Origin of the sequence: Saccharospirillum mangrovi, assembly GCF_003367315.1 — a bacterium.
Classification (GTDB): domain Bacteria; phylum Pseudomonadota; class Gammaproteobacteria; order Pseudomonadales; family Natronospirillaceae; genus Saccharospirillum; species Saccharospirillum mangrovi.
Genome location: NZ_CP031415.1, coordinates 2,796,208 through 2,821,804, shown reverse-complemented (window position 1 = coordinate 2,821,804; position 25,597 = coordinate 2,796,208). Strand labels below are relative to the sequence as shown.

At 59.0% G+C, this 25,597-nt stretch carries 25 protein-coding genes and 1 tRNA gene; 12 read left to right on the top strand and 14 right to left on the bottom strand.

Going from position 1 to position 25,597, the window contains the following annotated elements:
* Nucleotides 1-6: 6 nt before the first annotated feature.
* The 9 genes from DW349_RS13425 to DW349_RS13385 all read right to left on the bottom strand — a co-directional run bounded on the left by DW349_RS13425 (nt 7) and on the right by DW349_RS13385 (nt 9,175).
* Nucleotides 7-1,236: an allantoate amidohydrolase gene (locus tag DW349_RS13425; protein ID WP_108126462.1), complete on the bottom strand. Its 1,230-nt coding sequence runs from the start codon at nt 1,234-1,236 to the stop codon at nt 7-9.
* On the bottom strand, nt 1,233-2,468 hold the full coding sequence (locus DW349_RS13420; protein ID WP_108126461.1) for a pyridoxal-phosphate-dependent aminotransferase family protein: 1,236 nt from the start codon (nt 2,466-2,468) through the stop codon (nt 1,233-1,235). Before DW349_RS13420 ends, DW349_RS13425 begins: the two co-directional genes overlap by 4 nt.
* A 20-nt stretch (nt 2,469-2,488) precedes the next feature.
* Nucleotides 2,489-3,310 carry a sulfite exporter TauE/SafE family protein gene (locus tag DW349_RS13415; protein WP_108126460.1) on the bottom strand — a complete coding sequence of 274 codons (822 nt, stop codon included), beginning with the start codon at nt 3,308-3,310 and terminating at the stop codon, nt 2,489-2,491.
* A 16-nt stretch (nt 3,311-3,326) separates the two neighbouring features.
* Nucleotides 3,327-4,889 carry a gamma-glutamyltransferase family protein gene (locus DW349_RS13410; RefSeq protein WP_108126459.1) on the bottom strand — a complete coding sequence of 521 codons (1,563 nt, stop codon included), beginning with the start codon at nt 4,887-4,889 and terminating at the stop codon, nt 3,327-3,329.
* Between the two features lie 72 nt (nt 4,890-4,961).
* Nucleotides 4,962-5,774, bottom strand: coding sequence for a MurR/RpiR family transcriptional regulator (locus DW349_RS13405; protein ID WP_157954404.1), 813 nt, complete (start codon nt 5,772-5,774; stop codon nt 4,962-4,964).
* Between the two features lie 81 nt (nt 5,775-5,855).
* Complete coding sequence (locus tag DW349_RS13400; RefSeq protein ID WP_162824644.1) at nt 5,856-7,673, bottom strand: sensor domain-containing protein; 1,818 nt, start codon at nt 7,671-7,673, stop codon at nt 5,856-5,858.
* Nucleotides 7,674-7,965: 292 nt separating this feature from the next.
* Nucleotides 7,966-8,418: a protein-export chaperone SecB gene (gene secB / locus DW349_RS13395; RefSeq protein WP_108126456.1), complete on the bottom strand. Its 453-nt coding sequence runs from the start codon at nt 8,416-8,418 to the stop codon at nt 7,966-7,968.
* Nucleotides 8,419-8,452: 34 nt separating this feature from the next.
* Nucleotides 8,453-8,731 carry a glutaredoxin 3 gene (grxC, locus tag DW349_RS13390; RefSeq protein ID WP_108126455.1) on the bottom strand — a complete coding sequence of 93 codons (279 nt, stop codon included), beginning with the start codon at nt 8,729-8,731 and terminating at the stop codon, nt 8,453-8,455.
* Nucleotides 8,732-8,755: 24 nt separating this feature from the next.
* Nucleotides 8,756-9,175, bottom strand: a complete 420-nt coding sequence (locus tag DW349_RS13385; protein WP_108126454.1) for a rhodanese-like domain-containing protein — start codon at nt 9,173-9,175, stop codon at nt 8,756-8,758.
* Between the two features lie 204 nt (nt 9,176-9,379).
* Between DW349_RS13385 and gpmI the strand changes: the two genes are divergently transcribed.
* The 10 genes from gpmI to DW349_RS13335 all read left to right on the top strand — a co-directional run bounded on the left by gpmI (nt 9,380) and on the right by DW349_RS13335 (nt 18,515).
* Nucleotides 9,380-10,927 carry a 2,3-bisphosphoglycerate-independent phosphoglycerate mutase gene (gene gpmI / locus DW349_RS13380; protein WP_108126453.1) on the top strand — a complete coding sequence of 516 codons (1,548 nt, stop codon included), beginning with the start codon at nt 9,380-9,382 and terminating at the stop codon, nt 10,925-10,927.
* 143 nt (nt 10,928-11,070) lie between these two features.
* Nucleotides 11,071-12,204 (top strand): murein hydrolase activator EnvC family protein, encoded by a 1,134-nt coding sequence (locus DW349_RS13375; RefSeq protein ID WP_157954403.1) that lies wholly within the window; start codon nt 11,071-11,073, stop codon nt 12,202-12,204.
* Between the two features lie 151 nt (nt 12,205-12,355).
* Nucleotides 12,356-13,657 (top strand): S41 family peptidase, encoded by a 1,302-nt coding sequence (locus tag DW349_RS13370; RefSeq protein WP_108126451.1) that lies wholly within the window; start codon nt 12,356-12,358, stop codon nt 13,655-13,657.
* Nucleotides 13,644-14,462 (top strand): divergent polysaccharide deacetylase family protein, encoded by an 819-nt coding sequence (locus DW349_RS13365; protein ID WP_108126450.1) that lies wholly within the window; start codon nt 13,644-13,646, stop codon nt 14,460-14,462. The genes DW349_RS13370 and DW349_RS13365 overlap by 14 nt, the downstream gene beginning before the upstream one ends.
* A 67-nt stretch (nt 14,463-14,529) precedes the next feature.
* Nucleotides 14,530-15,150: a DUF2799 domain-containing protein gene (locus DW349_RS13360; protein WP_157954402.1), complete on the top strand. Its 621-nt coding sequence runs from the start codon at nt 14,530-14,532 to the stop codon at nt 15,148-15,150.
* A gap of 6 nt (nt 15,151-15,156) precedes the next feature.
* Nucleotides 15,157-15,906: a TatD family hydrolase gene (locus DW349_RS13355; protein WP_108126448.1), complete on the top strand. Its 750-nt coding sequence runs from the start codon at nt 15,157-15,159 to the stop codon at nt 15,904-15,906.
* A gap of 92 nt (nt 15,907-15,998) precedes the next feature.
* A complete protein-coding gene (locus tag DW349_RS13350) occupies nt 15,999-16,382 on the top strand; it encodes a DoxX family protein (protein WP_108126447.1) in 384 nt (127 codons plus the stop codon).
* Nucleotides 16,383-16,547: 165 nt separating this feature from the next.
* A complete protein-coding gene (locus DW349_RS13345; RefSeq protein WP_157954401.1) occupies nt 16,548-17,099 on the top strand; it encodes a TlpA family protein disulfide reductase in 552 nt (183 codons plus the stop codon).
* Complete coding sequence (locus DW349_RS13340) at nt 17,096-17,305, top strand: DUF4266 domain-containing protein (protein ID WP_108126445.1); 210 nt, start codon at nt 17,096-17,098, stop codon at nt 17,303-17,305. The genes DW349_RS13345 and DW349_RS13340 overlap by 4 nt, the downstream gene beginning before the upstream one ends.
* Nucleotides 17,292-18,515: a DUF3570 domain-containing protein gene (locus DW349_RS13335; protein ID WP_157954400.1), complete on the top strand. Its 1,224-nt coding sequence runs from the start codon at nt 17,292-17,294 to the stop codon at nt 18,513-18,515. The genes DW349_RS13340 and DW349_RS13335 overlap by 14 nt, the downstream gene beginning before the upstream one ends.
* 20 nt (nt 18,516-18,535) lie before the next feature.
* Here the strand turns inward: DW349_RS13335 and DW349_RS13330 are convergent, their stop codons facing one another.
* Both DW349_RS13330 and DW349_RS13325 read right to left on the bottom strand, forming a co-directional pair.
* Nucleotides 18,536-20,104, bottom strand: coding sequence for a DUF1501 domain-containing protein (locus tag DW349_RS13330; protein ID WP_108126443.1), 1,569 nt, complete (start codon nt 20,102-20,104; stop codon nt 18,536-18,538).
* Nucleotides 20,101-21,855 (bottom strand): hypothetical protein, encoded by a 1,755-nt coding sequence (locus DW349_RS13325; protein WP_108126442.1) that lies wholly within the window; start codon nt 21,853-21,855, stop codon nt 20,101-20,103. Before DW349_RS13325 ends, DW349_RS13330 begins: the two co-directional genes overlap by 4 nt.
* Before the next feature lie 145 nt (nt 21,856-22,000).
* Between DW349_RS13325 and DW349_RS13320 the strand changes: the two genes are divergently transcribed.
* A complete protein-coding gene (locus tag DW349_RS13320; RefSeq protein WP_232819363.1) occupies nt 22,001-22,843 on the top strand; it encodes an FAD:protein FMN transferase in 843 nt (280 codons plus the stop codon).
* Nucleotides 22,844-22,951: 108 nt separating this feature from the next.
* Nucleotides 22,952-23,917: an endonuclease/exonuclease/phosphatase family protein gene (locus DW349_RS13315; RefSeq protein ID WP_108126440.1), complete on the top strand. Its 966-nt coding sequence runs from the start codon at nt 22,952-22,954 to the stop codon at nt 23,915-23,917.
* A 120-nt stretch (nt 23,918-24,037) separates the two neighbouring features.
* Here the strand turns inward: DW349_RS13315 and DW349_RS13310 are convergent.
* From DW349_RS13310 to mutY, 3 genes are all read right to left on the bottom strand, one after another.
* Nucleotides 24,038-24,113 (bottom strand) — tRNA-Phe (locus DW349_RS13310).
* Between the two features lie 119 nt (nt 24,114-24,232).
* Complete coding sequence (locus DW349_RS13305; protein WP_108126439.1) at nt 24,233-24,505, bottom strand: oxidative damage protection protein; 273 nt, start codon at nt 24,503-24,505, stop codon at nt 24,233-24,235.
* A gap of 29 nt (nt 24,506-24,534) precedes the next feature.
* The gene (mutY, locus tag DW349_RS13300) at nt 24,535-25,575 is read right to left on the bottom strand and encodes an A/G-specific adenine glycosylase (protein WP_108126438.1); all 1,041 of its coding nucleotides are present in this window, start codon (nt 25,573-25,575) and stop codon (nt 24,535-24,537) included.
* Nucleotides 25,576-25,597: the final 22 nt, after the last annotated feature.

The following is a 25,597-nucleotide window of genomic DNA, read 5'->3' as shown; positions in this document are numbered from 1 at the left end:
GTCTGGTCAGCCCTGGCGGGCAGCCAATTCCAGAATCCAGTCTTGCAATACCTGGCCGGCGATGTCGGCATCTTCGGCAGTAATTGATTCATCCGGATGGTGGCTGATGCCGCCTTTGCAACGCACAAACAGCATGGCGACCGGGCAGATGGCGGCCATCGCCATGGCGTCGTGGCCGGCGCCGCTGTGCAGGTAACGCGGGTGGATGTGGTGTTTTTCGATGGCGCTGGCGAGGCAGCTTTGCAGTCGGTCGTCGCAGGCGACCGCCGGGGCGGCGTGAATTTCCTGCCAGCCCATGTCGATACCGCGTTCGCGGCAAGCCACTTTGGCGGTGTCCCAGATCATTGTCAGGGCGGCGTCGCGTTCGGCGTCTTTTTCGCTGCGTATGTCGAGGCTGACCTGGGCTGAACCGGCAATCACATTGACGGCGCCAGGCTTGGCTGACGCCCGCCCGACTGTCGCGGTGACGCCGTGTTCGCGGGCGACTTTCTCGACAATCAAAATGAATTCGGCGGCGGCGGCAAGCGCATCGCGACGCAAGTGCATCGGCACCGTGCCAGCGTGGCCGGCCATGCCGGTGAAGTCGATGTTGAAGCGGCGCGCGCCGGCGATGGCGGTGACGATGCCAACTGGCAAATTTTCCGCTTCCAATACCGGGCCTTGCTCGATGTGCGTTTCCAGATAAGCGAGCACCGAATCACTGGCACGGCTGGCTTCGCCCACTCGGTGGATGTCGAGCCCGAAGCGTTCGAAGGCGTCCGCCAGGGTGATGCCGTTGGCGTCTTTGATCGCCGCCCAGTTCGGGTCCCACTGGCCGATTACTGCGCGGCTGCCGAGCAGCGTTGAGCTGAACCGGCTGCCTTCTTCGTCGCCGAAGCCGACCAGATCAAGGTGGAACGGCAGCGCGATGCCTTGTTGTTTCAGTTCAATCATCACCAGCAACGGCAGTACGACACCCAGAATGCCGTCGTAAATGCCGCCGTTGGGTACGGTGTCGAGGTGCGAGCCGAGAATGACCACTGGGGCGTTGTCGTTGGTTGCCGGTAAACGTCCCCACAGGTTGCCCGCTGCGTCTTGCCAGGACGGTAAGCCAGCGTCTTTGAGCCAGGAAGCGACCAGCGCATTGGCCTGGCGATGTTGGTCAGTCAGATAGCAACGTTCCATCTGGCCGGGGGTGGCGGTCAGGGTGGCGAGTTCGTCGCACCATTTTAGTGCATTTACTCCAATCGAACTCATCCGAGACTCCGGTAGCTTTGGTAAGCGGCGTCGATGCCAGCGCCGGCAGTAAACGAATGGCCGGCACGACGCAGACAATGTTCCAGTGCTGACAAGGTGCTGAGCACAGCATCGAGGCGGGCGTTGTAGCCCATGGTGCCGACGCGCCAGACCTTGCCTTTGAGCGGCCCGAACGAGGTGCCGATTTCGATGTTGAAGTCGTTCAGCAACACAGCGCGCACGGCTTCGCCGTCGATGCCGTCGGGAATGTAGACGGCGCAGACGTTGTTCATGCGGTGCTCGAGGTTGCCGTAGGGTTTCAGGTTCATCGCCGTAAGCCCCGCCAGCATGGCGTTGCCGTGCATCCGGTGGCGTTCGACGCAGGCATCCAGACCCTCTTCGGCCATGAGCTGGCCGCATTCGCGCGCGCAGTACAGCATGGACGTGGCTTCGGTGTGGTGGTTCAGCCGCGCTTCGCTCCAGTAGTCGAGGATCATCGGCAGGTCGAAATAGTTGGAGCGGATGCGCGGACCGAGCTCGGCGTCCAGATCGTCGCTGCGCAAGCCGGCTTCGATGTGGTGACGGCGGCGGATAACGTCGACAAAGCGGTCGCTCAGCGTGATCGGTGCAATGCCGGACGGGCCGCCCAGGCATTTCTGCAAACCGGCAGAGACGGCATCCAGATGCCAGGCGTCGGTTTGCAGTTCGTTGCCGCCGATGGAGGCGGTGGCGTCGCAGTAAAACAGCACGTCGTACTGTTGGCACAGCGCACCCAGATCGGCCAGCGGTTGCAGCATGGTGGTGGAGGTGTCGCCCTGAACCGTCGCCAGCAACTTGGGCCGCACGGCTTTGATGGCGGCTTCGACTTGCTCCGGCTGGGCTACTTCGCCCCAGGGCACGTCGAGGGTATGCACCTCGGCGCCGGCGCGTTCGGCGATTTCGACCAGCAAATGCCCGAAGCGTCCCATCACCGGCACCAACACTTTGTCGCCTGGTTCAATCACCGAGACCAGCACCGCTTCGATGCCGGCTCGGGCGGTGCCATCGACCATCAAGGTCCAGCGGTTCCGGGTGTCGAAGACGCCGCGATACAGCGCCATGACGTCATTCATATAGCCGGTCATCACCGGGTCGTATTGACCGATCAGTTGCGTCGACAGCGCATTCAGCACACGCGGATAAGCATTGATTGGCCCCGGCCCCATCAACAGGCGTGGCGGTGGGTTCAGGCGTTGGTGTTCAGGGCCGGTCATAGGCGCTCCACACATCAAAATCAGAGAATGACTTGCGCCAGCATGCGCAGGCCGGTGATCAGCAGCACAACGGCGAAGACTTTTTTCAGCACGGCGGCGTCCAGTGCGTGGGCGATGCGTGCGCCCACCGGAGCGAACAGCACCGTCAGCGGCACGATGCAGACAAAGCCGAGCAAGTTGACCAGGCCGTAAGTGCCCGCCGGGGCGTCGGCCGGTGTCTGGCCGGCAATCAGCAGGGTGACGGCTGCCGGCAACGAAATGATCAGGCCGATGGCGGCGGCGGTGCCGACAGCGCGGTGCGCCGGGTAATTGCAGGCGGTCAGCGTCGGCACGCTCAAAGTGCCGCCGCCGATGCCGACCAGCGCCGAGAACAGACCAATCAAGGCCGCCATGATCGACTGGCCGGCCTTGCTCGGCAGGCGTTGAAACATCGGCGGGCTGCTGGCACGCAACAGCATGTTCAGCGCGGCCAGCGTGGCGATGACGCCGAACAGCGTGGTCAGCCAGACGCCTTCGGCGATGGTGACCAGATAGCTGGCGAGCAGCACGCCGGCTAAAACAAAAGGCCCCCAGATTTTCAGCAGCGCGAAATCAACGTTGCCTTTGGCGTGGTGGGCGCGAATCGAGGAAAGTGATGTCGGGATGATGGTCGCCAGTGAGGTGGCGGTGGCAATCACCATGGATGAATCGGCCGACACACCCAGCCCCTGAAACACGAAAAACAACACCGGCACGATGACAATGCCACCGCCAACGCCCAACAGACCGGCCAGAATGCCGGCAAAGACGCCGGTGGCGGCCAGGGTCAGAATTAACGGCAGGGCCGAGCTGACTGTGTCCATTTAGAATCTCCTGAAGTCAGTTTTGCACGACGGCACGGCCGTCGCTGCGTGGATCGGTGGCGGCCTCCAAGCGGCCGTCGGCGGTGCGACGAATGGCGCCAGCATGCCCCATCATTTCGCTGTGTTCGGGCACGCTGACCAGATCGTGGCCGCGTGCTTGCAGATCGGCGGCAATCCGGTTTGCCAGGTCCGCTTCCAGTTTCAGATTGTTGCTGGTGTCGCCCCAGGTGCGGCCAAGCAGCCAGCGGCCGGCGGCGATGCTGTCTTGCAACGACTGGCCTTCCACCAAATGCCGCATCATCAACGCCGCCTGAGTTTGTGGTTGGCCTTCACCGCCCATGGTGCCGTAGGCGATGCGGTCGCCGTTGCCCAAGCTGGCGTAAGCCGGGTTCAACGTGGTGAACGGGCGTGCGCCGGGGCGCAGTCGGTTCGGGTGGTTATCGTCGAGCTTGAAGCTGAGGCCGCGGTTGGTCCAGGCGATGCCAGTCTGCGGGCAGACGACGCCGGACCCGAATTCCCAATACAGGCTTTGGATGTAACTGACCATGGTGCCGTCGGCGTCGACGCAGCCGAACCAGACGGTATCGCCGGGTTCGGCTGGATGCGGCCAGGGCTGGGCGCGGTTCAGGCGGATTTGGGTGGCGAGTGCGTCGAGATGGGTGTCATCGAGTTGTCGATGGTAATCGGCGGTAACGTGGTCCGGGTCACACACCAGGCGGTCGCGTGCGCGGAAGGCGAGTTTGGTGCATTCGATCAGCAAATGCACGCGGTCGGCCTCGCTCTTGGCCTGATCGCGCACCCGGTCGAACAACGCCAGAATCATCAGCGACGCCAGGCCTTGAGTGGGTGCCGGGAAGTTGAACAGATCGCCGTCGCGGGTTTGGGTGGTCAGGGCTTGGGGTTGACGGACTTTATAGTGTTGCAAATCCCGGCGTCGCAGCGGACTGCCGGCCAGCTCCAGGCTGCGCGCCAGCGTCTGGCCGATGTCGCCCTGGTAAAAGTCGGCCAGACCGGAAACCGCCAGATGATCGAGCGTATCGGCCAGGGGTTGGTTAATCAGTGTTTCGCCGGCATTCAATGGCCGGCCTTCAGGGGCGTAAATGGTTTTGTAGCCGGCTTCGTTGCTCAGGTCGGTCCAGACTTTGTTCGATGCTGCCGCCAGACTGTGGCTGACCGGAATGCCGCCGCGCGCCAGGTCCAGTGCCGGCGCCAGCAAGTCGGCCAGCGGCCGGTGGCTGGGTAACAAATCCAATGCGGCTTGCCAGCCGGCGACGGCGCCGGCTGTGGTCAATGCCGATAAACCGCCACGTTCGGGAATGTTGTCGAAACCTTGAGCGCGATACCCATCAATGCTGGCCTCGGCGGCGGCGCAGCCCGTGGCATCGATGGCGATGGGTTTGCGGCCGGCCGGACTGATCAGCCAGAAACCGTCGCCGCCGAGGCTGTTCATGTGCGGGTAGGCGACGGCGATGGCCGCAGCGGTGGCCACCATGGCTTCAATGGCGCTGCCGCCATCGGCCAGAACGCTGGCACCGGCGTCGGTGGCCAGATAATGAGGGCTGGTGATGGCATAAGGCATGAGCGTGGCATCCGGTTACGGGTGTTTCATATTGAAAATACTAAGAAACAAATGTTTCTTAGGCAAGGTCGATCAGGGTTCCAATTCGTCCAGGCGATGGTAACTCTGCTCGATGCGTTCAATGCGATCGCGCGTGGCCTGCGGAAACCGCTGCATCATGCCGTTGGCGATTAATGCCACCCAGCTCATCGGGGCCGAATAACTGGCGAACGGGCCGGTCGATTCGAGCGGCAGCACCAGATGGTGATCCGGCTTGCCCGGCGGCAAATAGCCCGGTTCGCTGATCAACACCAGCTTGGCCGGGCCGGCCAGCAACTGACTGACCAGTCGGCGGAAGCCCTGATGCCGGCGCCGCAAACCGAACAGTACGACCCAGTCGTCACTTTCCAGCGGGCCCAGTTGCTCCGACAGCGATTGCCCCGGTCGCGGCAACGCCTGCACACCGGCGCGCAATTGCAGCCACTGCGTTTCGGCGTGCAACGCCAGTGGAAAGTTGTTGCGCAGACCCAGGCAATACAGCCGCCGTGACTGATACAGCCCTTCGATCAAGGCATCGAGACGGTCGGTGCCCAGCCAGGTTTGGGTATTGGCGCGTTCCTGCGCCAGATGGCTGTCGAGATCGGTATTGCCGCCATGCCGTTGCACCAGCGGGCTGCCGGCGTTGGGCGACTGGCGCAGCACTTCGCGCGCGGCGTTGAAATCGTCAAAGCCGAGGCGGCGAAACAACCGGCTGACCGTGGCTTTGCTGACGCCCTGCAACTGGCTCAGTTCGGTCAGTGAGTAGGTCGCCGCGCGGTTGGCTTCGGCCAGCAGGAATTCGGCGACGCGCCGCTCGGTCGGCGGCAATTCGGCCCAATGTTGTTGAATGCGTTCGGACAGCGGCATGGGATGCTCATGAAACAAGTCTTTCAGCATTGAAACACTTGTTTCATCGACGCGCCAGCGCCAATCATCGAGCCTCGCTGATCAGGACGGAACAAACGCCAGGTAGCGGTTTTTACCGCCGGCCTTGGCTTGATACATGGCCTGATCGGCGGCCTCGTACAGGCTGTTGAAATCGCCGCCCTGATGCGGGTAAACCGCCACACCCATCGAGCAATGGCTGTTCAGTTGCTGGCCGTTCCAATCGATCGGTAATTGCAATTCGTTGAACAGCTTGGTGGCGATGGTTTCGACTTCTTCGGCGCTGTCCAGGCTGGCGAGCACGATGAACTCGTCGCCGCCCAGCCGCGCCACTGTGTCGGACTGGCGCACGCAATTGCGTAACCGGTCGCCGATGGCGCGCAACAGCGCGTCGCCGGCCGGGTGGCCGCGCTGGTCGTTGATCACTTTGAAGTCGTCCAGATCGATCACCAGGATGGCGACGTGGCCGCTGCGTCGTTGCGCGGTGAAACTCAGTTGCTGGAAGCGGTCTTCCAGTAACAGTCGATTGGGCAGGCCGGTCAGCGGATCGTGGAACGCCAGATGCTGGAACGTATCGCGGTCGTTTTCCAGGCTGCGCTGGCGCGCTTTGAATTCGGAGATGTCCTGAATCGCGCCGACGACGTAGGTGCGGTCGCTGGAATCGATGGCGGTTTGGGCGCTGATGCGCAACCAGCGTGCCGGTTCAAAGCCGTCGAGGCGGACGTCGAAGTCGGCCGGCTGGCCGCTGTCGTTGGTGCGTGCGACTTCGTGCAGCAGGCGTTTTTGCGAGCCGGGGTTGAACAGCTTGAGAATGCTGTCGAGGCTGCGGTCGTAGGTCTGTGGAATCGCCAGAATGCGGTAGGTTTCATCGGTGAAGGTAAAGGTTTTGCTCAGGCTGTCGTATTCCCAGCCACCGATGCGCGCCATGCGGTTGGTCTGTTGCAGCATGTTCTGGCTGTGGCGCAATTGGTTCAGCGCCTGCTTGTAACCGCTGATGTCGCGCAGAATGAACCAGGAGCCGTTGACCTCACCCTTGTTATCGCGAAAGGCGCTGGCGCGGATGGAGATTGGTACCACTTCGCCGTCTTTGCGCAGAATGTCGGTTTCGATGACGTCGGTGTAGCCGCGTTCTTTCAGTTGGCGATCGAACTCCAGTGCGGTGTCTTCCCATTCCGGCGACAGCAAATCGGTAAAGCTCAGATGGCTCAGCTCTTCGCGGCTGTAGCCGGTCATGTCCAGACAGGCCTGGTTGGCGTAACGCAATTGGCGGTTTTCGGTCCAGAAGGCAATGGCATCGAGGCTGTTGCGGAACAGAGCGCGAAAGCGGCGTTCGCTGCTGGTCAGGCTTTCGATCAATTGGTTGCGCAAGGTGCTGTCGCGACTGATCGACCAGACGCCTTCGGGGTTGCCATCGGCGTCGGTGATCAGCACCGGCCGGATCGACGCGGGCACCCAGTGACCGTCGGCGTGGTTGTAGTGAATCTCGAACAGGCCGTCCATTTCGCCGGCCATTAATCGGCGTTGCAGTTCGGCGGTGTTACCGGCCAGATGATCGGCGGTGATGAAATCGGTGAATGGCTGGCCGATGACGGCATCGGCGCTGCGGCCGAGCATGTCGAGAAAAGCCGGGTTGGCGAGTTGGTAATTGCCGTCGGTGCCGATAAAGGCAATGCCGTCGAGGCTGGATTCAAACAGCGGTGTCAGCCGTTGTTGCAGGCAGCGGTCATCGCTGTCGGCTTCGACGTGAACAATAAAGCCCGTTTCTTCATCGCCGCTGAAACGTTGCAGGCGCACCTGCAGGCGTTGGCCATCGACGGCGCTGGTGACCAGGCGGTGATGGTCGCCCAGTTGAGTGAGGTAATCGCTGTTCAGTACAGGCAAACAGGCGCCGAGCGAAACATCGCCGACGTCGCCTGTCGTACCAAACCAGCGTTGCCAGGCCGCATTGGCCTGGAGAAGTTGCCCTGTCCCGCTACAGACTGCCTGGGGCAAGGGGCTTTGTTGAAACGCGGCCAGTAGAGGTGACCGCTTGTCACCCTGGTGCACGAACAGCCCTCTTGTTTCATCGCCCCTTGGTTGATGCGGGCGAATCATGGCCGTCGTGTTGGCGCGGCCAAATGGCGGGAGACGCAGTCATACAGCGGCCTCGCTCCCGGCAATGTTGTTGTTGGACTCAGTTGGTGGTCTGAGCGGCCTCGCCTTGCTGTTGCTTGCTTTGTTGGTAGAGCACGTCGAAATTGACCGGCGCCAGCATCAGCGCCGGGAAACTGCCTTTAGTGACGGCGGAATCAACCGCTTCACGGGCGTACGGGAATAACAGTGACGGGCAGTAAGCGCCGACCATCTGGTCACGCGTTTCGTCGTTGAAACCCGCCAGATTGAAAATGCCGGCCTGTTGCACTTCCACCAGAAACGCGACCTGCTCGCCCAGTTTGGCTTCAACGGTCACAACCAGAACCACTTCGTACACGCCTTCATTCAGCGCGCGGGTTTTGGTGTTCAGATCCAGTTTGACCTGCGGTTTCCATTCTTGCTGGAAGATGGCAGGGGTGTTTGGTGATTCGAAAGAAACGTCCCGGGTGTAGATGCGTTGGATGCCAAATTGGGGTTTTTGTTGTTCGCTCATGATGACTCCGGTAGTAAACGGGAAAATGTCGGCGCTAGGGTTGTTCGCCTGCCTGACTCAGCAGCGAATCCAACTGACCGCTGCGCTCCAGGGCGTAGAGATCGTCGCAGCCGCCGACATGGATTTTGCCGATCCAGATTTGCGGCACCGTGTGACGGCCGCTCAACTGCATCATTTGTTGGCGTTTTTCCGGCTCGCCATCGACCGGAATTTCCAGATAAGGCTCGCCCTTGCGCTCCAGCAGATCCTTGGCCCGGGCGCAAAAGCCGCACCAGCGGGTGGTGTAAAGCGTGACCTTGGGTTGCTGTGCCATGATGCGAGCCTCGCCGAAACGCTGTTAAGACTTAACCAGCGGCAGGCTGGAATTTTGCCATTCCAGTACGCCGCCGCGCAGCTTGTGCAATTGCTTGAAGCCGGCTTTATTCAACAAAGCGCCACTGGCGCCAGCGCTGGTGCCGGTTTTGCAAACCAGAATAATGGGTGTTTCTTTGTAGGCAGACAGCTCGCTCATGCGGTTGGCGAAATCGCGCGACGGAATGTTGATGGCGCCCGGCAAGTGGCCTTTGCGGAATTCGTCTTTGGTGCGCAGATCGACGACTTTCGCATCCTTGGTATTGATCAGGGTGGTGGCTTGTTGCGGCGTTACGCCTTTGCCGCCTTTGCTGCTTTCAGTGACCAGCAAGGCCGCCAGCAATGCAACCCAGATGGTCGATAAGATCCAATGGTTGATCACGAATTCGAACAGTTGTTGCACCATAGATTTTGACTCTGAACAGGCGGTGAAAAATTAAGCGCCGGAGTATACACCAGCGACTGGGCCAGCCATAGCCGCTGGCAAGCAATCGTCGCCATAGCGCGCCGGGCGCTGGCGAGGCTCGCTACCGGGGGCGGGAATCAGTACACTAGCGGCCTGTAATTTTCCTACATAATTGCTCGAACATTTTGACTTGGAGGTAGACCCATGACGGTTGCAAAGCCAGCGGTACTGGTGATTCTCGACGGCTTTGGCCACAGTGAGACGTCTCAGTCCAACGCCATCGCCAAAGCCAACGCCCCAACCTGGAAACGGCTGTGGCAGGAATACCCGCATTCGCTGATTCACACCTCCGGCATGAACGTCGGTTTGCCGGACGGCCAGATGGGCAACTCCGAAGTTGGCCATATGAATCTGGGCAGCGGCCGCATTGTGTATCAGCAGCTGACGCGCATCGCCAAGTCGATCGAAGACGGCGATTTCTTCGAAAACCCAGCCTTGACCGCAGCCGTTGACGGCGCCGTTGCTAACGGCAAGGCCGTGCATATTCTGGGCTTGCTGTCGCCCGGTGGTGTGCATGCGCACGAAGATCATCTGCACGCCATGGTCGATCTGGCGGTACAGCGTGGTGCCGACAAAGTTTATGTACACGCCTTCTTGGATGGCCGCGATACGCCGCCGCGTTCGGCACTGCCGTCGATTGAAAAACTGGAACACAAACTGGAAAAACTCGGCGTTGGCGGCATCGTCTCGCTGATCGGCCGTTACTACGCCATGGACCGCGACAACCGCTGGGAACGCGTTCAGGCCGCTTACGATCTGCTCACCCAAGGCAAGGCCGACATCGTTGCCGGCACGCCGATGGACGCGCTGGCCGCTGCGTACGACCAAGGCAAAGACGACGAATTCGTTCCGGCGTCATCCATTCGTGTCGACGGCAACGGCCCGGTGTTCCTGCAAGACGGCGATGCTGTTGTCTTCATGAACTTCCGTCCCGACCGGGCGCGTGAAATCACCCGCGCCTTGATCGACGACAAGCTGGAATCCGATCTGGACCGTTCCGTGCGGCCGCAACTGTCGGCCTTTGTTTGTCTGTCTGAATACGCGGCCGATATCGATGCGCCGGTGGCCTATCCGCCGGAATCGTTGAGCAACACCCTGGGCGAAATCATGGAGCAGCAGGGCAAGAAACAGCTGCGCATTGCCGAGACAGAAAAATACGCCCACGTGACCTTCTTCTTTAACGGCGGTCGCGAAGAAGTGTTTGAAGGCGAAGATCGCATTCTGGTGCCGTCACCCAAGGTGGCGACCTACGATCTGCAACCGGAAATGAGCGCGCCGGAAGTGACCGAAAAACTGGTCGCGGCCATCGACAGCGGCAAATACGACTTGATCGTCTGCAACTACGCCAACGGCGACATGGTTGGTCACACCGGCAAAGTGGACGCTGCTATCAAGGCGGTGGAAGCGCTCGACGATGCGCTGGCAAAAGTGTCCGAAGCGACCTTGCGCGCCGGTGGCGAAATGCTGATCACCGCGGATCACGGCAACGTGGAACTGATGGTTGATCCGGATACCGGTGGCGCCGTGACCAGCCACACCGTCTTCCCGGTGCCGTTGGTCTACGTCACCGAAACTCACAAGAACGCCCAGCTTGCCGAAGGCCGACTGGCCGACATCGCGCCGACGCTGTTGTCGATGATGGGTCTGGATCAACCGGCAGAAATGACCGGCCACAACCTGATCAAAGGTTGAGGGTAAAGGTGACGAAAGGGGACCGTCCGGTCCTCTGGTTTCCCCAGGACGCTTGGGTTAGCCTGCTTGGCCCATGCTCAGGCGTTTTGATCTAAGGCTCCGCTGACTTGTTGCGTCCTTTCCCAGTTCTCCGTCGTGTCTGCTTGTTCGGGTTGAGTCTCGCTGCACTGGCGTGTGCGTCGGTTGGCGCGGAAGACGATCTGACCTTGCGCGAGCGTGAATTGCAGCAATTGCAGAATCAGATTCAATCGTTGGAAGCCGAATTGCGTTCGCGGCGCGGCGCGGTGTCCGAGCAACGCCAGGCGCTGGAAACCACCGAACGGCAACTGGGCGACAGCAACCGACGTTTGCGCGACACCGAAGCGCGACTGGCACAGGCGCGAACACAGCTGGATCGATTAACCGCCGAGCAAACCGAACTCGAAGCGCGACAGGAAGAACAGCGCGAGACCATTCGCGCCATCCTGCGACTGGCCTATAAACAGAACAATCAACCGTTGATCAAATTATTGCTGTCGGGGCAGCGCCCGGAAGAGCTGGCACGGCAGATGCACTATTTCGCCATTCTGAACGACGATCAGAACGCTGCATTGCAGGCCTGGGTGGAACGTTCCGAACGCTTGGCCGCCAACATCGTCGAACAGCAGCAATTGACCGATCAGTTGCAAAGTGATCGCCAGCAAATAGCCAGCACGCGCGACCAACTGGCGCAGCAGAAAAACCGCCGCAGTCAGATTCTGGCCAACCTCAGCGCCGAAGCGGAAGCCGCCGAAGCGGAACTTGCGCGCAAGGAAGCCGAGCAGGCGCAATTGAACGAATTGATTGAGCGCATGCGTTCGGAACTGGCGGATCTCGATTTCGATTTCCCCGACGGCACCGACATGGCTGAGGCAAAAGGTCGCCTGCCCTGGCCGGTCGATGGCACGTTAAGGGCACGTTTTGGCCGCCCCATCGAAGGGTCGCGGTTGAATTGGCAGGGTTGGTTGATCGGCGCCAACGCCGGCACTCAGGTGCACGCCATTCATCATGGTCGGGTGGTGTTTGCCGATTGGCTGAACGGTTTTGGGCTGCTGATTATTGTCGATCACGGCAACGGTTTGATGTCGCTGTATGGCCGCAATCAGGCCTTGTTGCGCGATGTCGGCGCCTGGGTGGGTGCGGGCGATGTGATCGCCGAAGTCGGTTTGTCCGGTGGTTTCACCGAACCGGCCCTGTATTTTGAATTACGCCGCAACGGCCGTCCGGAAAACCCGGATGACTGGTTGCAAAACCGCTAGGGCGTCTCATGTCATTTTGCGTGAGGCGTAAGGTAGACGTAACAGCCGTGCTAACTGAGCCAGGGTTGCTTAGAATGACGGCAGTTCCGACACCGGAAAATGCGCCCCAGGTGACGCTATGCCATCGAACACAGACGCGAAAGGAACCATTATGAAGTTGATTCGCAGCCCTTGGCTGACTGCACTGACGGCTTTGATTGTCGGTATTTCCATCGGTATCGCCAGCAGTGTACAAGCCGAACGTAACCAAACCCGCCTGCCGGTGGATGATGTCCGCATGCTGTCGCAGGTGCTGGACCGCATCAAACAGGCATACGTGGAAGAGATTGACGACAGCACGCTGATTGAAAGCGCCATCGAAGGCATGCTGTCGGGGCTCGACCCGCACTCCGATTATCTGACCCCCGAAGATTTCGCCGACCTGCGCGAAAGCACCTCCGGTGAATACGGCGGTCTGGGTATCGAAATTACCCTCGACGAAACCGGTTTTATCCGTGTCGTCGCGCCGATTGACGACACACCCGCGTTTCACGCCGGTATGCAGTCGGGCGATCTGATCACGCAAATCGATGACACCCCGGTGAAGGGCATGACGGTGAACGATGCCGTCGCATTAATGCGCGGTGAGCCAGGTTCCAACATCGAACTGACGGTGGTGCGCGAAGGTGAAAACCAACCGCTGCGCATTGAAATTACCCGCGACGTTATTCAAATCACCTCAGTACGCCAACGCATGCTGGAAGACAATTTCGGCTATGTGCGCATCTCCCAATTCCAGGAACGCACCGGTCGCGATTTTGTCGACGCCATGGAAACACTGCGCGACGAAAACGGCGGCGCGCTCGACGGTATGGTTCTGGATTTGCGCAACAACCCCGGCGGTGTGTTGCAGGCGTCGGTCGAAGTGGTCGATGCGTTGATTTCCGAAGGGCTGATTGTCTACACCGAAGGTCGCTTGCCGAACAGCGCCAGCCGCTTCCGTGCGCATGCGCAGGACCCGAGCCAGGGCGTCAATCTGGTGGTGCTGATCAACGGCGGCAGTGCCTCGGCGTCGGAAATTGTGGCCGGTGCGATTCAGGATCATCACCGCGGCATCATTATGGGCACGCGCAGTTTCGGCAAAGGCTCGGTGCAAACCATCCTGCCGTTGGATGACAGCCACGCCATCAAGCTGACCACTGCGCGTTACTACACGCCGTCAGGCCGTTCGATTCAGGCGCAGGGCATCGTGCCGGACATCGAAGTTCGCCCCGGCAAATTGACGCAGGAAAACGGCAATCCGTACTACACCGAAGCGGACCTGGCCGGTCACCTGGCGAATCCGGACGGTGAAAACGGCAGCGAAGACCGCGTCGATACCGACACCAGCGAGTCTCAGTTGATCGACGACTACCAACTGTATCAAGCGCTGACCGTGCTCAAGGGCATGCGCTTTTTGAATGCCGCGCGTTAACAAAACGGCGCTGCGTCTGAGCTGGGTCGGTGTGTGTTTCTGGACACTCACCGGCCTCGCTCAGGCGGCTTCACAAGTCGCCATTGTCGTCGATGACTTGGGCAACCAGTGGCGTTCGGGTCTGAGCGCCATTCACATTCCCTTCGTACAAACGCTCGGCATCATGCCGGGCCGGCCTTACACCGTGGATCTGGCCGAGGAAACGCATCGGCTCAATAAAACCGTCATCGTGCACGCTCCCATGTCCAATCAACGCGGTTTGCCACTCGGTCCACTGGGCCTGGATCGGGCCGAAGGTCACGATCAGTTGATGGCGAATCTCTGGGAAGGGCTCGACAGCGTGCCTTACGCCGAAGGCCTGAGTAACCACATGGGCAGCGAACTGACGCGCGACGCCGAAGCCATGGGCTGGGTGATGAGCGAGTTGAAAGCCCGGCATTTATTCTTCTTCGATTCGCTAACCATCGCCGATTCACAAGGCTGGCGTGTGGCAAACGACATGGGCGTACCCTGGACGCGTCGGCGGGTGTTTCTCGATCACGAACGCACGCCGGAATTTCTCGCGCAGCAATGGCGGGCGGCGTTGTCGATTGCGCGTCGTCAGGGCAGTGTGACCATCATTTGCCACCCGTACCCCGAAACGCTGGCGTTTTTTGCCAACCAGAATCCGGCCGATTATCCCGACATCGAATGGGTATCGTTGAAACAATTGCTTAATCAACCGCCGCCGCCAGTGGAACCTGATCCTGTTGCGCCCGGCAATCTCTGGGTCGGGCGCCCGCATGGCACGCCGAAAGGTTCATGACCGGTTCAGTTTTCTGTGCCAGAATCCTTTACATCAAAATGACAAATCGCTGACACAGGAGTTGATTATGAAGCGATTAGCGGCCGTCCTGTTGGCCACCCTGGTTGTGTTATCTGGTTGTGCCACCTTGAGTGAAGAAGAATGTCTGACCGCTGATTGGTATTCGATCGGCTTCGAAGATGGCTCCAACGGTTATCCGTCCAGTCGCATTGGCGCGCACCGCGAAGCCTGTGCCAAACACGGCGTCACGCCCGACTTGCGGCAATATCAGGACGGACACGAAGAAGGCCTGATCAATTTCTGTACCCCACGCAACGGTTTCAATCGCGCCCGCAACGGCTACCAGTACAGCGGCATCTGCCCGCCGTCGCTGGAAGCGGATTTCCTGGATGGCTATCAGGCCGGCCGTGAAATCTACGCGGTGACATCCGAAATCAGCAGTTTACGCAGCGAACAGCGCAGCAATGAAAACGAAATGACGACGTCAGAGCGTCGCTTGAACGAAATGGAAGCCGTGCTGTTTTCCGATGCACTGACACCGGAAGAACGCCAGGCAACGTACAACGAAATCACCCGTTTGCGTGAACGTCAGGGCGAACTGAAAAGCCGCAACGAGCAGTTGATTCGCGACATCGCCGACGCCGAAGCCCGGTTGCGCATGTTGGAAGACCGTTTCAGCTACTACTGATCGATCATGTGGATCGACGCCCATTGTCATCCGGACGGCCTGGCCGATCCGGATGCCGCTTTAGCCGAAGCCGAAGCGGCTGGCATTGGGCATTGGATATTGCCCGGCACCGAGCCACAGCAGTGGCGCAACGCCGGGCAACGTTTTGAATCCGACCCACGCATCCATTTGGCCGTTGGCCACCATCCCTGGTTTTTACCCGTTACCGAACCCGATGTATCTGAACTCGAATCCGAGTTGGATCGGCGCCCGCACTGGGTGGCGTTGGGCGAAATCGGTCTGGATTTTCACATCGCATCGAACGCCGCCGAGCGGCAACATCAGGAAGACTGGTTTACCGCTCAGTTGGCCGTAGCTGCGGAACGGCAGTTGCCGGTTATCGTGCATTCGGTCAAAGCCCACGACCGCGTATTGAGCCTGTTGAAACGATTTCCCCAGGTGCGCGGTGTCATCCACGCCTTTCTCGGACCGTACGAACAAGCGTTGGCGTTTATTGATAAAGGCTGGTGCCTGGGCTGCGGCAGCCTGATTCTCAAATCCCCGAAAACACGCGATGCCTTTGCCCGGTTACCGGCCGATGCCATTCTGTTGGAAACCGATGCACCGGACATGCGGCCGCACCCGGCCCTGTACGCCAACCCCTTGTTGGATTTGTTGCAAACGGCTGAACAACTGGCGCAATCGCGCGGCGTATCTTTAGATCAACTGAAAGCACAGACCGCCACCAACGTGCGTCGGCTTTTTCAGAAATTTTAATCAACAAGCACGAATCATTTAGATAGGAAGCGCATAACGGCCTCTCTATAGTGATCTGTGTTTGACCCAACCCAACACTAAGGAAATGACCAATGAAAATGCTGACCCCCTGGGCCATGCTGGCTGGCCGCGTGCTGATCTCCTACTTCTTTATTTTGTCTGGCCTGAGCAAGATCGGTGCTATCGCCGGCACTCAAGGCTACATGGAAATGATGGGCGTGCCGGGTATTCTGATTTACCCGACCATCCTGGTTGAAGTACTGGGCGGCCTGGCCGTTCTGATCGGTTACCAGACTCGCATTGCTGCCGTTCTGCTGGCTGCTTTCTGTGTTCTGTCTGGTTTCATCTTCCACTTCGATCTGGCTGACCAGATGCAGATGATTTCGTTCAACAAGAACATCTCCATCGCCGCCGGCTTCCTGCTCCTGGTCGCTATGGGCCCGGGCAGCCTGAGCATCGAAGGCCGCAAAGGCTGAGTGCGTTAACTCACCAAAACAGGGCGCTTCGGCGCCCTTTTTTTGGTCCGCTCAACGGCCCGGTATTGGAGTCGATGGCAATACTGAGCGCCTTTTCACACCATCGATGGTGGCTTTCGGTTAAATTGTGACATGGCTAACGAAACCTGAATGCCGGAGCTGCCCATGCATTTATTCACTCTGTCTGACTCTGAGTCCGACACTCTGGAAATAACGCTGCGACGTCTGTTGCTGGTGGTCAGCGTCACCTTGCTGGCAATCTTCTCCATGCCGCAAGCCAAGGCGGATGCTGCGCCAAACTTCAATTTCACCGATCCGTTTACCGATCAGGCCACCTCCATCAACGGTCTGTCCGGCCGGGTGGTGTATCTGGATTTTTGGGCATCCTGGTGTGTGCCGTGTCGGCAATCTTTCCCCTTTATGAATGAATTGCACGATCGGTATGGCGACAAAGGTCTGGTGATTCTGGCGGTGAATGTCGATGCCAAACGCGCCGATGCTGATCGTTTCCTAGCGCAGTTCCCGGCCGATTTCCGCGTCCTTTATGATCCGAATGCTGCCTTGCCGCCGGTGTATCAGGTGATGGGTATGCCGACGGCGTATCTGATCGATCATCGCGGCAATATTGCCGAAACCAGCGTCGGTTTTCGCTTGGATGAGCGGCAACAGACCGAAGAGAAACTGGTCGAATTGCTGCGCGCGGCGGGTCGTTTATGAGACGTGTTTTATGGATGTCGGCGCTGTTGATGTTGCTCAGCGGATGCACGGCGGTGCAACCGTGGGAGCGCGGCACGCTGGCGGAACCGGGCATGGAATTGGGTGGCGATCCGGTGGATGGCTACGTCGACAACCACATCTACTTCAGTCGTGAAGCGGCCGTTGGCAGTGGCGGTGTGGGAGGCGGCGGTTGTGGCTGTAACTGACCCGACTCCCATTCGCGGACTGTTGGCGGCGGCCACCGCCACATTGCTAGGCCAGGCATCGGCGGAAGACTACGCTAACGACTGGACCGTCAATCTCGCCTTTCTGAATTACTACGAACCCGAACGCGTGAACGTGCGCTCCACTCAGGTCAACACCAGCGGCCAGATCAGTGACGACGCGCGCATTCGTGCCGGCCTAGTGCTCGACAGCATGACCGGTGCCACGCCCAGTGGCGCGGTGGAAGGCGCCAATGTGGTCAGCAACAGCGGTACCTCGGGCGGTGGTTTTGACGTCGATGGTGGCAGTTCCTCCACCTCGGAATTCGACGACACTCGCCTGGCGGTCGATTTGGGTTGGGAGCAAAGTTACGGCCGGATGGTGCGCATCAATTACGGCGCCTATGCCTCGGTGGAACACGACTTCGTCGCGCTCGGTTCCAGCGTTCAGGGCGATCTGGATTTAAACAACCGCAACACAACATTAACGCTGGGTTTGGGTGTGGAAACCGACGAAGCCGGGCAGCGCGACGGCAGCACACCAGAGCCGCTGTCGAACGTCGATGATCAAAGTTTTTACGGCCAGGGCGAACGCAACACTTACGATGCGCTGGTCGGCATCACGCAAGTGATCGACCGCCGCACCATCGCGCAAATTGATTACAGCTACAGCCTGTCTCTGGGTTATCACAACGATCCGTACAAGGTGTTCAGCCGCGCCGATTCCGACGACGTTGAAGCCGAGCGCTATTACGAAGCACGGCCCGATTCACGGCAGCGGCATTCGCTGTTCGGCTCGATGCGACGCCAGCGTGACAATGGCGACATCGTTGGTTCCAGCCTGAGTTTTTACGGCGACGACTGGGGAGTATTCGGCGCGACCATCGACAGCAGCTACCGGCAACATCTCGAATCCGGCCGTGGTCATTTCGTTGAACCCTACGGACGATTGCACTACCAGACCGCCGCCGATTTTTATCTGCGCTCGCTGGGCATGGACGATGATTTACCGGAATTCGCCAGCGCCGATTCACGACTCAGTGAAATGCTGGCACTGACATTAGGGCTGAAATACAGCCAGCCGTTGCGGGACTGGGGCGTGCTGCAAGTGCGCTCCAGCTACTATTACCAATACCTGATTGACGCCGTTCAGGACGGCAATCAGGCGGTGACGTTTCAGTTGGGGTTTGAATTCGGCGAACGCTATCGCTGAGTGACGGTACCAGCGCGCCGTTACGCAAAGGGCGCGCTGATACCACTCAATTGTTCGTTCAACGGCTGGTCGCCATTGGGATTAAATTCCGGATCGGCCGTCATCACGCTCGGGTTCTGAGCACCAAAATATCGATACAGCGACGACGCCACCGCCATGGGTTCGGCTTCGTAACTGCTGCTGGTCGGCTCGGTGTATTGGTTGTTGGTGCCACTGTTGCCAACACGCCGCGTCTGCCCGATCACCTTGCCCAAAGCCGACGCCCCGCCCGGGCGCACACCCGCGCCACCCAACGTGTACAGATTCTGGTTGTTGGCGTGGTCCCAGCCCATGGAATTATTCAGGTTCACCAACCGACCGAAATCACCCCAGACGTTGATGATGATGTTGTCCGTGCTGCGGTTCAGCCCGCCCGGCGTGTTGCCGTCGGCGTGGCGGATATGCTTCATCGCCACACGCAAGGCTGCAAAAAGTTGCGTCATGCGGGCGCGGTAGCTATCGACCGCGTTGTTGTGATCGTCCCAGCCGCCCAGGCCCGGCGTGCCCACCGAAATGTACAGACTCGACGGATTTTCGATGGCCAACGTGACGGCCGCTTTTACCTGATTCGCAAAGGCGGTGTTGGGGTAGGTCAGTACGCCGTCTTCGTCGGCATCTGCATCGCCGATACCAACATCGGGCAGTGGCGCATCGCGTGCGACGGTTAAATCGCCCACCAATTCGGCCATGGTGCGGCGTGCAATAAACCCATTGATGCCGGCCTGGAACCGAGTGTTGTAACGGCTGTCGCCTTGCATCTGGGCGACCAGATTATCGAGCCGGGTGTTGGCGTTGGCGTCTGTAACCAAACCATTGTTGCGTGAATAGGGGTTGTCGAAATTGGTGTTCAGCGTCATTTCGCGCAATGGAATGGGCGTGCTCATGGACGGGTCGCGTGCGAACGCGGTGGTTGGTCCTTCGAACGACACAAACGGCAGCGGCAAACCGAGCAGGCCCTGATCGAAATTACCCACCGGCGTGCCGTCAGCCAGCAGGCTGCTGTTTACCGCGTTGCGGTGCGTGTAGAGCATCAACGCCAGACGCGTGCCAAGGCCCGGCGCCGCTTCGACATCCAGCGCGCCTTTCTGGCTCATGAAGATGGATTCGCGATGCGAACGCGTCGGGCTTTTGCGTTTGTGCAAGGTTCGGTACACCGACAAATCACCGCTGGCGATCAGATCTTCCATGTACAGACCGCCGGCACCGGCCCAGAAACCGTAGGGCGTTAATTGCGGATTATTGCCGTTGTTGGCGTCGCTGACATTGCCAGCGCCGCGCGCCTGAATAATGCCGCCACCGAACGCCGAGGTGTATGAATTCATGGAGTTGGCGTTGATGTCTGCAATGTTGGTCAGGTTGCCCGCCAATTCAGACGCGCCACCGTACAAAAAGATGTTGATGATTTGCGGCATCACCGCCGGCGCGCTGAATTGAACGTTCTGATAATTCAAGCCGGCGGCCTGGGCGCGTTGCGCCAGCATGCCCAAATTGAAGGCGGTTGGAATGGTCGGCGCCAGCGCCAGACCGCGCAAAAAGCTGCGTCGCTTCATTCGTTAATCTCCTCGCCTGGGCGCACCAGATAATAAAATTCCGGCAAACGGGCGATGTAATCCATCACCACCAAAGCGACGTCGTTGTAGTAAAAAGCGTTATCCCGAACGCGGTATTCGCCGGCGTCATCGTCGTAACGAATCCGGTCGCGGTCGTCCTGATCGAGCAAATCCATTAAGGCGTTTTGCTCAGCGAGTGTGGCCGGCCGCATCAGCGTGCTGAGGAATAAATAGTCGATAAAATCGGCCGCGTTCAGCGGTGCGATGTCGGACCGTACTTGCGTTTCAAACAGGTTCGGGTCGTCGTCGCGAGGCACTGCTTCCAGGTACAACCCTTTGAAGCCCTTGGTGGCGCCGTCCCAGTCGCCGCCACGCCAGGCTGCCTGGTTGTTCACCATCATGCCTTCGCGCATGGCTTTGGCGTGGCTGGCAAAACTCAGCGCATCCATCGGAACTTCCGGCGTGCGTCCAATTTTGTAGGTCATCGCCGCCGAACCCATGTCGCCCTGATACAGCGTCGAGCCGTTGTATTCCTGAATGTCGCGCAATATGCGTTCGCCCAAGACGCCATTGTTACGCGCAATGGACCAATGCAACCGATGCAGCGTGCCGAAGAAATTTTCCTCGAACCAAAGCGGCCGTTCGGCGTCCAGCAAATAGGCTTTGGAGAACAGCAAAGTGGTGAAAATATCTTCGAAGGTTTGCGGCTGCGCTTCGACGACCGCTTCGACGACCGCCAGACGATCTTCAACCGGAAGGTTGGACAGCAAATAGTTGGCAATCACTTCGGTCATGCGCGGAATAAACAGCGGATGGCTGACGATGACGTCGTATAAATCGTCGCAGGTGCGCACGTAATAGTTGTCGAGCACTTTCTGATACGTCTGGTTTTCTTCACCGGAACGCACCAATTGATAACCGGCCGCTTCGGACGTTAGACGCCAATCGCGGCAGGCAATGCCACCACGGCGGGAATCTTCTTCGGTGTCGAATAATCCCAAATACAGTTCGTACGCTTCGAGCGCATGATTTTCCGCCGAACGCGATACCCGCCAACGCGATTGCGTCGATAAATAAGCGCGCACAATACCGCGCACGGTTTCACCGTCGCGAATTCGATTGCGTAAAAAGGTGTAGGCGAAAGCGGCGTCTTTGGCGTCGGTGCTTTCCATTTCCAGCGCCGGTGAAAACAAAATGGTGTTGGTCAGGAAATAGGCCATCCATTCCACGTACAGATCGCGGCTGAGCGGAAATTCATTGATGTGCGCGAGCGGAATTTGTTGGTGACGAACGGTGCTGTTGTCGTTGGTGTTGGTGGTGAATTGGTACAGAGCGTCGTCACTGCCGGTGGACGAATCGTCGGGATTCAAGCCAATGCGCGCGCGTGCGGCGGCGCGTTGGGTGGGCGTTAAATCCTGCTTCAATGCCGTGCGCACCTGGCCGAGATAATTCGTGCTTTTCACGCGCAGCGGATAGAGGCCGTTCGACAGATTGAAAAATTCATCCATCGGCACGCCCCGATACAAGGTCATCAGCAGGCGATTGCTGACCCGGTATTGCTCAATGGCGGGCAGGGCACGGTAGTCGGCATCGCTGAGTGCGATGGCGGCACCACGCGTTTGCAGGTCGTCTTTGGCTTTGTCGCTGGGCGTGCCGGGGTTGCACGCAGTCAGCAGCCATGCCGACAATAGCAGTCCGCTGGCAACGGCGGTGCGCGAGCGCATCGTCTGGCGATAAGGGCGTTGGGTCATGAAGGTTCAATCTCGATGATTGGATCGCTTGGCGCGTACAACGGCCGGTTTCCACTTCCGAGGTATGGTCTCTTTGGTACCAAATAAAAACTGTGATTGGGTTCGCGAACCCGAAGCAAAGTTATGGCGTTTATGTTTCCAGGCCATGGGTAGCCCGTGTGAATTGGTGTTCGACAGCGCCGACGAGCTTACGACGAGCGAACGGCAAAGTCTCCTCGCCGGTCGCGCCGAAGCGTTGCGCATCGAACAGACCTACAGTCGCTATCGGCCAGACAGCGCACTCAGTCGCCTCAATCAAAGCCAGGGGCGGGCCATCAAGGTTGATGCGGAAATGGCATTGCTGCTGGATTTCGCCGACCAATGTTATCGGCTCAGCGATGGCCTTTTTGATGTGACCGCCGGTGCGTTGCGCGCGGTGTGGAAATTCGGCAGCGATGGTCAGACGCAGATGCCCAGTCCCGACGCGGTAGCTGCCTTGCTGCCTCGGGTCGGCTGGCATCGGCTGCGTTGGCAAACGCCAGTGTTGGAGTTGCCGGCGGGCATGGAAATCGATTTGGGTGGCCTTGCCAAGGAGTATGCTGTCGATCGGGTGGTGGCGTTGTTGCAGTCGCAATTAACGCGGGCGTGTTTGGTGAATTTTGGCGGCGATTTGCGCGTCAGTGGACCGCGTGCCAACGCTCAGCCGTGGGTGTTGGGCGTTGAGCAACCGGATGATGTGCGCCGCGCCGCAGCGGTAATTGGCCTGAATCAGGGCGCGTTGGCAACCAGCGGCGACACCCGTCGGTTTTTCGAACACCAGGGCCAACGCTACGGTCACATTCTGAATCCCAAGACCGGCTGGCCGGTGATCGGTGCACCGCGTTCGATAACAGTCGCCGCGCCGACCTGCACCGAAGCCGGCATGTTGTCGACCTTCGCCATGCTGCAAGGCGAGGGCGCGGAAGCGTTTTTGCAGGCCCAAAACGTGCCGTTCTGGCTTCAGTCGTAATCTTCCAGCGTTCGATTCTGTTCTGTCACCAGGCTGCCATTTAAGTCTCTCAATACTCAGCAGAAGCTATAGTCAGTGGGTTGATCGGGACTTCAAGGAGGGTGCCAAATGGCCGCCGATATCAGCTTTGCGTCGTTCAATCTCTACAATTTTCAAAAAGCCGGTTTAACCACGCACTCCAGCGTGCCAGTGATTCAGCGGGATTATGACGGCAAGCGCGACTGGATTCGTCGCATGCTGATCGAGTTGGATGCCGACATCGTAGTGTTTCAGGAACTCTGGCACCCCGACTGCCTGCGCGATGTGCTGGCGGTGCCTGAACTGGAAATGTACCAGCCGCAATTCATCGCCGATTCCTGGTACAACATTGCCGTAGCCATGATCGTTCGGCCGCCGTGGAAGGTTGCCGCCAGCCACACCATCAAACAATTTCCGTTTTCAGAACTGATTAAACTGGATGATGGCGATGGCGAAGACGATGAAGTCCGCGTCAGTATTGATCGATTTTCCCGCAGCATTATCAAAGCGCAGATTGTTCACGAATCGCATCGCGGCACACCGCCGTTTACGCTGTTTGCCTGTCATCTGAAATCCAAATTACCGGCGCGCATTTCCACTCTGCCGAATGAATATCGCAGCGCCATTGGCAGCGCGATCTCAACCATTCGTCGCACCGCCGAAGCCACGGCATTGCGCATGATGCTGATTGATCAACTACGCGGTTCGGGCACGCCGGTGGTGGTCATCGGAGATTTGAACGACGATCCGCTGAGTAATACAGTCAGTTTGATCACCGACCAACCAACAATGTCGAACCGCGCCCGGGGCGCCGACCGTTCGTTGTACAGCACCTTGTTTTTCCAGCAGCTGAAATCGTATCGGGACGTCTATTACACCCACGAACACAACAGCCACAAAAGCGTGCTCGACCACATTCTGGTGTCGGAAGAATTCTTCGAATATTCCAGCGATGTGATCTGGAAACACCAGGACACCCGCATCTGGAACGATCACATCGATGACGACAATCCGTACAGTACGGACCATGGGATTATCCGGTCGTCGTTTCGATAAAGGCAGCGCCAGGGAAGGCGCTGATCCATCGAACCACCCCGGTAAAAAGCGGTTCGATTTCGCGGAGTGTTCAGGCACAAAAAAGCCCCGCTTTCGCGAGGCTCTTTTGTTGAATCTGGATGGTGCCCAGAGGCGGAATCGAACCACCGACACGGGGATTTTCAATCCCCTGCTCTACCGACTGAGCTATCTGGGCCTATCGTTTTAGGCGGACTTTGAAAGCGCCCCCAAACGAACGGCGTGTATTAAACGGAATTTGCTTTTAAGCGTCAAGCCCTCAGCCTATAAATCTTTGATTTTTTTAAAGATTCCAGTCTATTGGCCTTCTGGCACGTAGCCTTCGGCCTGGTCGAAGTCGCCGCCGCTGAGGAACTTCTGCATCTGCTCCTTGAGGTATTTGCGCGCGTCCGGGTCGGTCATCACCAAGTGTTTTTCGTTGATCAGCCGGGTCTGGTGTTCCTGCCACTCGGTCCAGGCCTGCTTGGACACATTGTCGAAGATGTCCTGGCCTTGCGGGCCGGGGTAGGGCGGCTTGTCGAGCCCTTCGAGTTCCTGCTGATATTTGCGACAAAAAACGGTGCGGGTCATGGCGGCGGTTCCAGGGTTTTCGCAAGAGTTCAGAACAGTCGGTCGAGCAGCGTTTTGACCGGGGCGCTCAGGCCCACCTGCTCGGCGAGGCCAGGATGGTACCAGAGGGCGTTCTCGGATACAGCCGCAGCGCTGGCAGGCAAGGCCACAAACAGCGGATGAATGTTCAGGTGATAGTGGCTGAAGGTGTGGCGAAAACTGGTCCAGTCTTCGATCTCGGCCGATATGTTAGTAAGTGCCAACTGCTGCTCGGCGGCGTCACGGCTGTCGAATTCAGGAAACGAATGCAAACCGCCCCAGATGCCGGCGTCGGGCCGTCGGGTCAGTTGCACCCGGCCGTCGGGCGCTTGCAGAATCAGCATCCAGGTGTCGCGCACCGGCTTGTCTTTTTTCGGTTTCGACGCCGGTAGTTCAGTGGTGCGGCCTTCGGCGTAGGCGGTGCATTTGGCTTGCAGCGGGCAGGCATCGCATAGCGGCCGTGAGCGCACACAGACCATGGCGCCCAGGTCCATCATTACTTGATTGAAGTCGCCGACGCGCTCGACCGGCGTCAACGCTTCGCTCCAGGACCACAACTGCTTCAGATTGGCGGTTGAACCGGTCCAGCCTTCTAGCGCAAAAAAGCGCGCCAGCACGCGTTTGACGTTGCCGTCGAGAATCGGCGCGGGCACGCCTCGGCTTAAGCTGAGGATGGCACCGGCGGTGGAGCGGCCGATGCCGGGCAAATCAGCGACGGATTCGACGGTGGCTGGAAAGTCACCGTTAAAATCCTGTACTAACTGTTTGGCGGCTTTGTGCAGATTGCGAGCGCGGGCGTAGTAACCCAGGCCGGTCCAGAGGTGCAGCACTTCGTCGATGTCGGCCGCGGCCAGGTCGGCAACGCTGGGGAAGCGTTGCATAAAGCGTTCGAAGTAGGGGATGACGGTGCTGACCTGGGTCTGTTGCAGCATGATCTCGGAAATCCAGACGCGATAGGGCGTCTTGTTCTGCTGCCACGGCAGCGTTTTGCGGCCGTGTTGGTCGTACCAGTTCAGCACCTGTTGTTGAAACCAGGCGGCTTCAATCTGCATTCAGCGTTTCCCGTCTTCCGTT